10 protein-coding genes are annotated in these 10,434 nt (G+C 72.5%); 4 read left to right on the forward strand and 6 right to left on the reverse strand.

Annotated elements, in window-relative coordinates:
• Nucleotides 1–108: 108 nt before the first annotated feature.
• From OM076_RS03550 to OM076_RS03565, 4 genes are all read right to left on the reverse strand, one after another.
• Nucleotides 109–1,752, reverse strand: a complete 1,644-nt coding sequence (locus OM076_RS03550) for a sodium/solute symporter (RefSeq protein WP_270038010.1) — start codon at nt 1,750–1,752, stop codon at nt 109–111.
• Between the two features lie 85 nt (nt 1,753–1,837).
• Nucleotides 1,838–2,149 (reverse strand): hypothetical protein, encoded by a 312-nt coding sequence (locus OM076_RS03555; protein WP_270038011.1) that lies wholly within the window; start codon nt 2,147–2,149, stop codon nt 1,838–1,840.
• Entirely contained in the window at nt 2,146–2,847 is a 702-nt protein-coding gene (locus tag OM076_RS03560) for a LytR/AlgR family response regulator transcription factor (protein ID WP_270038013.1), read from the reverse strand. Before OM076_RS03560 ends, OM076_RS03555 begins: the two co-directional genes overlap by 4 nt.
• A complete protein-coding gene (locus OM076_RS03565) occupies nt 2,844–3,974 on the reverse strand; it encodes a sensor histidine kinase (protein WP_270038016.1) in 1,131 nt (376 codons plus the stop codon). The genes OM076_RS03560 and OM076_RS03565 overlap by 4 nt, the downstream gene beginning before the upstream one ends.
• Nucleotides 3,975–4,082: 108 nt before the next feature.
• Here OM076_RS03565 and OM076_RS03570 point away from each other — a divergent pair, with 108 nt between their 5' ends.
• The 3 genes from OM076_RS03570 to nhaA all read left to right on the forward strand — a co-directional run bounded on the left by OM076_RS03570 (nt 4,083) and on the right by nhaA (nt 8,497).
• Nucleotides 4,083–6,005 carry a bifunctional diguanylate cyclase/phosphodiesterase gene (locus OM076_RS03570; RefSeq protein ID WP_270038017.1) on the forward strand — a complete coding sequence of 641 codons (1,923 nt, stop codon included), beginning with the start codon at nt 4,083–4,085 and terminating at the stop codon, nt 6,003–6,005.
• 55 nt (nt 6,006–6,060) lie between these two features.
• Nucleotides 6,061–6,570: a hypothetical protein gene (locus tag OM076_RS03575; RefSeq protein ID WP_270038018.1), complete on the forward strand. Its 510-nt coding sequence runs from the start codon at nt 6,061–6,063 to the stop codon at nt 6,568–6,570.
• A 94-nt stretch (nt 6,571–6,664) separates the two neighbouring features.
• On the forward strand, nt 6,665–8,497 hold the full coding sequence (gene nhaA, locus OM076_RS03580; protein WP_272597576.1) for a Na+/H+ antiporter NhaA: 1,833 nt from the start codon (nt 6,665–6,667) through the stop codon (nt 8,495–8,497).
• Here nhaA and OM076_RS03585 read toward each other — a convergent pair.
• Nucleotides 8,418–8,909 carry a hypothetical protein gene (locus OM076_RS03585; protein ID WP_270038019.1) on the reverse strand — a complete coding sequence of 164 codons (492 nt, stop codon included), beginning with the start codon at nt 8,907–8,909 and terminating at the stop codon, nt 8,418–8,420. The two genes, nhaA and OM076_RS03585, sit on opposite strands and share 80 nt — an antisense overlap.
• 113 nt (nt 8,910–9,022) lie before the next feature.
• Between OM076_RS03585 and OM076_RS03590 the strand changes: the two genes are divergently transcribed.
• On the forward strand, nt 9,023–10,045 hold the full coding sequence (locus OM076_RS03590; RefSeq protein ID WP_270038020.1) for a hypothetical protein: 1,023 nt from the start codon (nt 9,023–9,025) through the stop codon (nt 10,043–10,045).
• A gap of 7 nt (nt 10,046–10,052) precedes the next feature.
• Here OM076_RS03590 and OM076_RS03595 read toward each other — a convergent pair whose 3' ends face one another.
• A complete protein-coding gene (locus tag OM076_RS03595; protein WP_270038021.1) occupies nt 10,053–10,400 on the reverse strand; it encodes a hypothetical protein in 348 nt (115 codons plus the stop codon).
• Nucleotides 10,401–10,434: the final 34 nt, after the last annotated feature.

Raw genomic sequence — 10,434 nt, forward strand, 5'->3', positions numbered from 1 at the left:
GCACGGCGCTTCGGAGCGACAGAGCCGAGGACCGAGCGGGTCCACGGCAGCCCGGGACGGGTGGCTCGCCGCTCCCCCTCCCCCACCCGGCGTAGTTGACTTTCGTCCCTAGCGTGAGGCAACGGCCTCGGGGGCGTGCAGTGCGGCCATCAGCGCGGCGACGTTGTGTGGGCGCTCGCGCAGCGAGAGCGCGATCATCGTGCCGAAGGCGATCGGCACCGAGACGGCCGCCGGTTGGGTGAGGATGGCGCCGAGCGCCGTGTCCTCGCCGACGTCGCCGATCAGCCCGGTGGCGATCATGCCGGTGGCGACGAGGGCGCCGGCGAGCATTCCCGCCGCAGCGGCGCCGGCGGTCAGGCGCGGCCACCAGACGCCGAGCAGCAGCAGCGGGCAGAACGTGCTGGCCGCGAGCGCGAAGGCCCAGCCGACGAGCACGGAGATGTCGACCTCGCGTGTGGCCAGGGCGAGCAGGCCGGGGATGACCATGCCCGTCGCGGCGGCGATCCGGAACCGCATCCGCCCCCGCCGCCGTTTGCCCGGCCAGACGTCGTGCGACACGGTCCCGGCGATCGACACCAGCAGGCCGGAGGCGGTCGACATGAACGCCGCGAACGCCCCGGCGGCGACGATCGCCGCGAGGATGTCGCCCATCGCGCCCGGCCACGCTGCCGCGGGCACCAGCAGCACGACCGAGTCGGTGTCACCCGTCACGTAGAGCTCGGGCGTGAACGCCCGGCCGAGCAGGCCGTAGACGGCGGGGAAGAGGTAGAAGGCGCCGAGCAGGCCGAGCACGCGGACGGTGGTCCGGCGGGCGGCCGACCCGTCCGGGTTGGTGTAGAAGCGGACGAGGATGTGCGGCAGGCCCATCGTCCCGAGGAACGTCGCCAGCAGTAGCGAGTAGATCAGCAGCGGCGAGCTGCGCCCGGAGTCAGAGACCGGCCGCGACCACTCCTCCCCGGTCTGCGCTTCGATGCCGTCCGCGACGGGGATCGCGGTGTCCGGCGGGATGTACAGGTCGCCGGCGGGCACGGTCCGGGTCTCGCCATTGTCCGGGAACGTCAGCGTGCGCGCGCGGTCGAGCTCCACGGTCATGCCCGCCGGGCCCGTGCGCGGCAGCTCGGAGCCGAACAGCGCGGCGCTCGCCGGCAGCCCGCCGAGGTGGATCAGCAGCAGGATCGCCGGCAGCGCGATCGCGAAGACCTTGACCCAGTACTGGAACGCCTGCACGTACGTCACGCCGCGCATGCCGCCGAGCACGACGTTGACCGCGACGATCCCGGCCACCACGGCGACGCCCACCCAGTACGGCGCACCGGTCACCGCGCGCAGCGTCACGCCCGCGCCCTTGAGCTGCGGCACGAGGTAGCAGCCGCTGATCAGCAGCACGATCGCGGCGGCGAGCAGCCGCATGTGCCGCGCGGGGAGGCGGGCCTCGGCGAAGTCGGGGATCGTGTAGGAGCCGAAACGCCGCAGCGGGGCGGCCACGAACAGCAGCAGCGTGAGGTAGCCGGCCGTGAACCCGACCGGCAGCCACAGCGCGCTCGCCCCGAACTTCAGCATCAGCCCGGCGACGCCGAGAAAGCTCGCCGCGCTCAGGTACTCGCCGCTGATCGCGGCCGCGTTCCACCACGGCGTGACGGCCCGGGAGGCGACGAAGAGGTCGCTCGTCGTCCGCGCGACGCGGACGCCGTAGGTGCCGATCCCGAGCGCGGCGCCGGTCACGCCGACGATCGCGAGGATCGCCAGCGTCACCTGTGGCCGCGGCCGGTACCGCGGTGGATCGCTGGCCAGATCACCGGGCGGGGCCCGCCAGAATCCGCTGTGGTGCCGGCCGCGGTCACTCGTCTTCCACCAGCTCGCGGAACGCTTCGTCGAGCCCGTCGGCGCGCCGCTGCTCGAGCAGGCCGATCGCGAAGAAGAGCGGGAACGGCGGGACGACGACGAGCCAGATCGGCAGCGGAACGCCGAGCAGGTGGGCGTCCTGGAGGCCCGGGAGGAGGTAGAGGATCAGCGGCAGCGCGCCGATCGCTCCCCCGAACGCGACGAGCGAGAGCAGCGCGAGCCGCAGCTGCTCGCGCCGCAGCCGCCGCAGGTAGACCGCGGCGTGGGCGGTCGCCTCGGTCAGGTCGGAGGACGGAAGGCGGCTCATGTGCGCAGGCGCCGGCGCAATTCCGCGACCTCGCGGCGCGCGATCGGCAGCTCGGCGCCGTCGGCGAGGAACAGCAGCGCGGTGCCGTTGAGCTGCGGGCGCACCTCGACGGCGCGGCGCAGGTTCACGAGGAAACGCCGGTGGACGCGGTGGAAGCCGTGTGGCTCCCAGCGCCGTTCGATCTCGCCGAGCGTTCCGCGGACCAGGAAGCGGCCGTCGGGCGTGACCACCCGCACGTAGTCGCCGTGGGATTGCAGGTAGAGGACGTCGTCGCGGCGGACGAGGCGCGTGCCGCCGCCGGAGACGTCGACCGCGAGCGTGTCCGCCTCCTCCTGCGGCGGGGAGACGATCCGCGCGAGCGCCTCGGCCACCCGCGCCCGCGACACCGGCTTGAGCAAGTAGTCCAGCGCGCGCAGCTCGAACGCCTCGACCGCCGCCGACTCGTACGCCGAGACGAAGATCAGCGCCGGCGGGCTGGCGAACCGCCGCAGCACCCGCGCCAGCTCGACCCCGTCCAGCCCCGGCATCCGCACGTCGAGGAAGACCGCGTCGTAGGCCTCGCCGGTCAGCGCGTGCAACGCCTCCTCGCCCGACGCCGCCGTGTCGACCGTGTCGACCGCCGGCTGCGCCCGCAGCACGCGCGCGAGATCGTCGAGCGCAGGCCGCTCGTCGTCGACGGCGAGTACGCGGAGCGTCACGCGGCGCGCACCCCCGCGCGGAACTTCGGGACGAGCATGCGGACGGTTGTGCCCGCTCCGGGGGTGGACTCGACCTCCAATCCGTACTCGGGGCCGAAGGTCGATTGGAGGCGGGCGTGGACGTTGGCGAGGCCGATGCCCGCCCCGCGACCCGCCAGCGCCGCCGCGGCCTCGTCCGCGCTCATGCCCGCGCCGCCGTCCCTGACGGTGAGCTCGACGTCGGCGTCGAGGTCGGCGCCGAGGATCTCGATCCGGCACGGGCCGAGCGCGGACTCGACGCCGTGGCGCACCGCGTTCTCGACCAGCGGTTGCATCGAGAGCACGGGCACGACCGCGGTCAGCACCTCGGGCGCGACGCTCACCCGCACGTCCAGCCGGTCCCCGAAGCGCGCCTGCTCGAGCCGCAGGTACTTCTCGACGTAGTGCAGCTCGTCCGCCAGCGTCACGTAGGAGCGGTTGCCGCGAAACGCGTAGCGGGTGAACTCGGCGAATTCCGTCAGCAGCTCGCGGGCCTCTTCGGGGCGGGTGTGGATCGAGTTCGCCACCGCGGCCAGCGCGTTGTAGATGAAGTGCGGGGAGATCTGCGCGCGCAGGGCTCGCAGCTCCGCCTGGGCGAGCCGTTCCTCCTGCGCGGCGAGGAACGACAGCTCGACCTGGGCGCTCACCAGCGACGCGACCTCGCTGACCACCCGCGTGTCCTCCGGCCGCAGCCGCCGCTCTGGCCCGTAGAACGCCGACAGCCGCCCGATCCGCGTCTCCTGCACGATCAGCGGCGCCACCACGGTGTGCCCGTAAGGCGGCGGGCCGTTGACCACCGCGACCCGCTCGGATTCCGGGAGCCAGTCGCCGGCGGCGGGAAGTCCGTCGGTCGCGAGCACCTCGCCCCCGGCGTCGATCATCACGCCCTCGGCCTGCGTGAGCGCGTGCAGATGCCCGATCGCCTTGCCCGCCGACTCGCGCGTGAGCCCCCGGCGCAGGTGCGGCAGCGTCGCGGCCGCGGCGTGCAGCGCGGCCCGCACGCCCTCCTCCCCCGGCGCGAGCACCCGCCGCGGTGCCGCCAGCCGGCTCACCGCCAGCGCCGACGCGGTGAGGACGACGCCCAGCAGGACACCCAACAGCACGTCCACGGAGCGAGGATACGGGCGCATCCGCGACGATGCCGCCGGTTCGCCGCTCAGCAAATCGCCACCGAAGCCGATCACGGAGGTATGCGGCTTCCGTTCAGATCAGCTCCGGTGCGGCCCGGCTTCGCCGCGCGCCTGGTCTTCGCGGTGCTGGCGTCGTTTGCCCTCGCGGGCGCCGGTGGCTACGGATTGATCAGCCGTCAGATCGAGCAGCGGGTCATCTCAGGGCACGTGAAGGACCAGCGGGCGGATGCGCGCAGCTTCGCCGCCATCGGCCGGCGGGAAGAGCGCCACGAGGCGACCATCGCCGAGATCGACGAGGTGCTGCACGCCATTCACCGCCGTCCTGGAACGCTCGAGACGCTGCTGATCGACGAGCACGGGGTGGTGCGGGCCGCCGGTGGCGATGCCAGAGCCGTCGGTGAGATCGACCGCGACTCACGCATCGACGGGGCGTTGAGCCACGGGCAGGAATACGCGGGTCGCGAGGCCGACGAGACCGCCGACACCCGCGATCTCGAGTTCGTGATGCCGCTCGTCATCCGCGGGAAGCGCTACGCGTACGAGATGACGCTCGACCACGCGAGCCTCGACGGCGAGCTCCGTGGAGCGCGCCACGGGCTGCTCTACGCCGGGCTCTTGATGTTCCTCCTCGGCGGCGGCGCCTTCTACGTCGCCGGGGGACGTTCGCTGCTCAGCAGCCATCGTCTGGCGCTGCACCGCGCGACCCGGGACGGCCTCACCGACCTGCCCAATCAGCGCGCCTTCCATCAGGACCTGCCGGCGGCGGTCAAGACTGCGGCGCGCCACGGCGATCCGCTCGTCCTAGTGCTGCTCGATGCCGACGACTTCAAGTTCCTCAACGACCGTCACGGCCACCCCTACGGCGACGAGGTCCTGCGGCGGATCGCCGACGTGCTCCGCGAGGGACGGGCGGGCGAGACGTGCTACCGCATCGGCGGCGACGAGTTCGCCCTGCTGTTGCCCCGGACCGACGCGGTGGCCGCGCGCTCGCGCTCGCGGCGGCTCATGCGCGCGCTCGCCGCGGCCAACGTGCAGATGAGCGTGGGCGTGGCCGAGCTGTCCCCCGGCCGCGGCGCCGACCTCCTCCGCCGCGAGGCCGACGCGGCGCTCTACGAGGCCAAGCGCCGGGGCGGCAATGGCGTCGTCCATGTCGAGGATGTGCGGTCGGAGGTCGTCATCACAACGAGCCAGAAGCTCGAGGCCATCCATCGCCTGCTCGAGGAGCAGCGCCTCGACGTGGCCTACCAGCCGATCTGGAACCTCCAGGGGCACGAGCTCCTCGGTCTCGAGGCGCTCGCCCGCCCGCACGCCGACTACGGCTTCGAAGGCCCGGCGGAGGCGTTCGACCTGGCCGAGCAGGTCGGCCGCGTCCCGCAACTCGACAAGCTCTGCGTCGCACGGGCGGTCGAGATCGCTCCGCGCTTGCCCGAGGGCGCGCTGTTGTTCGTGAACCTCTCCCCGCTCACCTTGGACGTGGGCGGCGAGGACGAGGACTGGCTGTTGCATGCCATCGAGGCCGTCGGGCTCGCGCCGTCGCGCGTGGTGATCGAGGTCACCGAGCGTTTCGGAGGGCGGACCGCGGGCGTCGTCAAGTGCCTGCAGCGGCTGCGCGAGCAGGGGTTCAAGCTCGCACTCGACGACGTCGGCACGGGCAACTCCGGGCTGGAGATGCTGCGGCTCGTCGACGCGGAGTTCGTCAAGCTCGACCGCAGCATCGTCAGCGCCGCTCCCGACGACGCCAATGCCCGCGCCGTGCTGCTGGCGATGGCCACGTTCGCCAGCCACACGGGCGCGTTCGTGATCGCCGAGGGGATCGAGGACGAGGATGTGCTCGAGTTCATCCGCGACATCCACCAGGGCGCGTTCAGCCGCGAGGCGATCATCGGCGGCGGGCAGGGCTATGGTCTCGGCCGTCCGTCGACCGAGCTCGACGTCGCCTCCGCGCCGGCCGAGCTCCTGGGCGCTCCGGCGGAGGCGCGCACGCGGGAGTTCCTCGCGCGCGTCCCGTAACTCCGGGGTGGTATCCCGATTGTTCGCCGCCGCCGGAGCTGGAAGGGTTTGCGGGATGCGCGCTCGCATTCTCCTGACTCTGGCGGCCTCCTTCGGGGCCTTCACCTTCCTCGCTCCCACCACCCACGCGCGGGCCCAGGCCTGCTCCGCGGACACCGTCCAGCAGGCGCTGGTCTCGATGGGCAAGCTCACGCAGGAGGACATCGACGGCGGCGTGGTCGTCGACCTCGTGCGCTGCGGCGACATCACCGCCGACGGCGTGTCCGACGCGCTGTTCACGCTCGCCAGCGGCGGGACCGCCGGCGACACGCGCTTCGGCGTGCTCAAGGGCAACGCGGACGGCACGCTCGGCGCGCGGATCCTGTTCAAGCAGGGCTACAAGGTCGGCATCGCGCGCCACAGCAGCCGCGCGTTCGACGTGATGCAGCCCTACTACGCCGCCGACGATCCCAACTGCTGCCCGAGCTCGTTCCGCCAGACCCGGTACACGTTCAGCGGCGGCAAGTTCAAGGCCGGCAAGGCGAAGAAGCTCAAGAAAGCTCCCGCGCGCTTCTACAAGCCATAGTGTCGGCATAGCCACCGCCGACTCCGCCACCACTTCGAGCAGCTCGGGCCGGACCGCGTGGGCGCGCAACCTCGCCGCGCCCATCCGCAGCTACCTGCACGACGAGACCGGCGGGGCGGTGGTCCTGGCGTCGGCGGCGATCGCCGCGCTGCTGTGGGCCAACGTCTCCCCGAGCTCCTACGCGTCGGTGTGGGAGACGCACGTCGCGATCGTGATCGGCGACCACGAGCTGGCCGCGGACCTGCGCGGCTGGATCAACGAAGGCCTGATGACGCTGTTCTTCCTCGTCGTCGGGCTGGAGGCCAAGCGCGAGCTGGACCTCGGGGAGCTGCGCGAGCGCACCCGCCTCGCGATCCCGGTGGTCGCGTCGCTGGGCGGGATGGTGACCGCCGCCGCGCTCTATCTCGCGATCAACGCGGGCGGCGACGGCGCCGTCGGCTGGGGCGCGGCGGTCTCGACGGACACGGCGCTGGCGCTCGGCGCGCTGGCGCTGCTCACCCGCGGACGAGCGATCCGCCTGCGCGTCTTCCTGCTCACCGTCGTGGTGATCGACGATCTCGCCGCGCTGCTGGTGATCGCGCTCGGCTACTCCGAGCACGTCAACGTCACGGCGCTGGCCGTGGCGATCGGGCTCTTCGGCGTCCTGCTCGCGCTGCGCTGGGCGGGCACGTGGCGCGGCCCCGCGGCGGTGCTGGTCGGCACCGGGATCTGGTTCGCGATGTTCCAGTCCGGCGTCGACGCCGTGATCGCCGGGCTCGCGATCGGCCTCGTGACCAGCGCCTACCCGCCGCCGCGCGACCAGCTCGAGCGCAGCACCGAGCTGACCCGCTCCTTCCGCGAGCAGCCGACGCCCGAGCTGGCGTACTCCGCGCGCGCGTCCTTGGTCTCGGCGATCTCCCCCAACGAGCGCCTGCAGTACCGGCTGCACCCGTGGACGAGCCGCGTGATCGTCCCGCTCTTCGCGCTTGCGAACGCGGGGATCACGATCGACGGCGACCTGCTCTCGCGCGCGCTCACCTCCCCGGTCACGCTGGGGATCGTCGCCGCGTACGTGATCGGCAAGCCGGCCGGCATCCTCGGCGCGACCTGGCTGTCGACCCACATGGGTCACGCGCGGCTGACCGTCACGTGGCCGGTGCTGATCGGCGCGGCGGCGACGGCCGGCATCGGCTTCACCGTCTCGCTGCTGGTCGCGACGCTCGCGTTCACCGGCCCGCTGCTCGACGAGGCCAAGCTCGGCGTCCTCGCCACCGCGATCCTCTCGCCCGCGCTCGCGTGGGTCGCGTTCCAGGTCGTCAAGCGACTGCCGGCCGATGTCCGCGCGCGCCAGCTGGGCAACACCGCGGAGACGATCATCGACCTCGACGACGAGATCGACGACGCCCGCGACCACATCCGCGGGCGCATCGACGCGCCGGTCACGCTGCTCGAATACGGCGACTTCGAGTGCCCGTACTGCGGCCACGCGGCGCCGATCATCCGGCGGATCCTCGACAAGCACGGCGAAGACGTCCGCTACGTCTTCCGCCACCTGCCGCTGACCGACGTGCACCCGAACGCCCAGAGCGCGGCGGAGGCGGCGGAGGCGGCGGCCGCCCAGGGCAAGTTCTGGGAGATGCACGACCGCCTCTTCACCCACCAGGACGCGCTCGCGCCGTCGGACATCTACCGCCATGCCGCGGCGCTGGAGCTCGACCTGAATCGTTTCGCGGACGACCTGCGGCGGCGCCGCCACGCGCCGCGGGTCGCCGAGGACGTGCGCAGCGCCGACGCCAGCGGCGTGTCGGGCACGCCGACGTTCTTCATCAACGGCCGGCGCCACGTCGGCGTCTACGACGTCGACACCCTCACACGCGCGGTGAAGGCGGCGCAGACGGCCGCCGCCCGCGCCGTGCCTTCGCCAGCCGGCGCTGCAACTTCCGGTTAGCGATCGGGTCCTCAGGGCCGATGTAGCAGGCCAGCACGGCGTAGAGCGGCTTCAGCCGCAGGCTCCACGGGTCCAGCTTGAGGCGGTGACCGTCGGCGATCAGGTGCAGGAGATGGCCTGAGCTGGAGCCGAGCTCGGCGTGGGTGAGCCGGTCCAGCCGCAGCGGCACATCCCAGCCGCCCAGCTTGCGGGCGTAGAGCACGTCGCCGTCGACCCACACGCGCGCCCACAGCACCACGGTCCACCCGAACACGGCGCCGAGGACGAGGACGATGCCGGCGAGGTAGCCGTCGGCGGAGTGATCGGTGAACCCCGCCACGCTCAGCGCGCCGAGGCACGCGAAGCCGACCAACGCGCGGACGCGGCCGCGGCCTACGAGGCGAGCGTCGGGTCCGGGCCGGGCGGGCGTCATGGCGAGGGCGAACGTACCGGCGAGGGCTGCGCCTCGTGGGCTTTTGCAGGTCACGCGAACAAAGTTCGGGCGGGGGGAGGCTTTGGCTGCGCGACTGGGATAGTGCACGCACCATGATCCGGTTCTTCCTCGCGCTCGCGCTCCTGTTCCTCCTCGTTCCCGCGACCGCCGAGGCGGCCTGCGGCGTTCCGGCCGCGCGCGCCGAGTACGAGACCCCTGCGGTGCAGGTGTATGCGAGCAAGCACCAGCTGATCGCGTGCTATCGCGCCACCGGCAAGGCGCGGATCGTCGGCGAGAGCTCCAATGACGGGATGGGGACGGATGAATCCGGCTCCGTCCTCGGCCTCCTCGGCGGCCGCTGGCTCTACACCAGCCTCTTCGCGTCGGCGGCGGAGTCCTCGGACGTGCGCATCGACTCGCTCATCGATCTGCGCACGAACCGGGCGGCGAAGGTGACGGTGCTCGACGAGGACACCGACAACCAGGTCGTCGCCCTGGCGGGTGCGCTCGTGAGCGCGGGGGAGCACGGCGTGGTCGCGCGCTTCACCGGCGGCCGCAAGCAGGTGCTCGGCACGGTCTCCGCGACCGGGCTCGCGGCGAGCGGCGCGCGGGTGTACTGGCGTGAGGCGGGTGCGCCGCGCACCGCGCTGCTCGACCTGCCCGCCGCCGACAGCGCCCGCCCGGCGCCGCGGGCGCGGACGATCGGGCGCTGCAAGCCGCGGGCCGGGGCAAAGCTGCTGTTGCGCGACGCACACATCGTGCTCACCCGCGCCGGCGGCGCCACGTGGGCGTGCCGACGCGGGACGACGCGCCGCCTCGGGGATACGACCGACGCCTGGATCCTCAGCGACCGCAAGGTCGCCTACGTGCGTTCCGGCGCCGTGGGTGTGCTCGACGTCGCCAACGGCAAGTTCCGCGAGCTGGAGAGCGGTGGCGGCCCGGTCGCGGCCAACGAGTGGGCGCAACTTGCCGGGACTCCGGTCGGTCTGCGCATCTGGCGTGCGAGCGGGCCGATGCCTGAGGGCGTCTCGCCGGACGTGGTCACGGCGGTCGCCCTCGGTGAAGGGGTCGGGGAGCGTTACGCCTACTGGCTGGACGCGGGCGGCGCGCCGCAGTCGGCGGTCATCCCCTACTAGCGAGCGACTACTTCTGCTCGAGCTGCGCCTTGGCGGCGTCGAGCTGCTTCTGGGCCTCGGCCGGGATCGCCGTGTTGTCGTCGACGCTGTCGATCGCCTTCGCGGCGGCGTCGTTGGCGTTGGCGACGAGCTCGTCGGCGTCGGATTGCGCCTTGGCGACATCGACGTCGGTCGTCGCGGCCTTGGTGGCGTCCTGGGCGTTCTTCATCGCCTCACGCTGGTAGTCGAGCGTCTGCTGCGTGATGTCCTTGGCCGTCTTGGAGGCCTCGTTCGTGTTGTGGTTGACGGCGACGAGGGTGCCGACGGCGATGACGGCGCTGACGCCGAGAGCAGCAATTCCGCGAACGATGAGCATGGTGGTCTGTTCCTTGCGTTTCGGGGGGTGTGGG

This window comes from Solirubrobacter ginsenosidimutans (genome assembly GCF_027587205.1).

What these genes read in the sequence shown, in the direction of transcription:
- OM076_RS03555 (WP_270038011.1), bottom strand. Translation starts at nt 2,149, where the DNA reads ATGAGCCGCCTTCCGTCCTCCGACCTGACCGAGGCGACCGCCCACGCC.
- OM076_RS03575 (WP_270038018.1), top strand. Translation starts at nt 6,061, where the DNA reads ATGCGCGCTCGCATTCTCCTGACTCTGGCGGCCTCCTTCGGGGCCTTC.
- OM076_RS03585 (WP_270038019.1), bottom strand. Translation starts at nt 8,909, where the DNA reads ATGACGCCCGCCCGGCCCGGACCCGACGCTCGCCTCGTAGGCCGCGGC.
- OM076_RS03590 (WP_270038020.1), top strand. Translation starts at nt 9,023, where the DNA reads ATGATCCGGTTCTTCCTCGCGCTCGCGCTCCTGTTCCTCCTCGTTCCC.
- OM076_RS03595 (WP_270038021.1), bottom strand. Translation starts at nt 10,400, where the DNA reads ATGCTCATCGTTCGCGGAATTGCTGCTCTCGGCGTCAGCGCCGTCATC.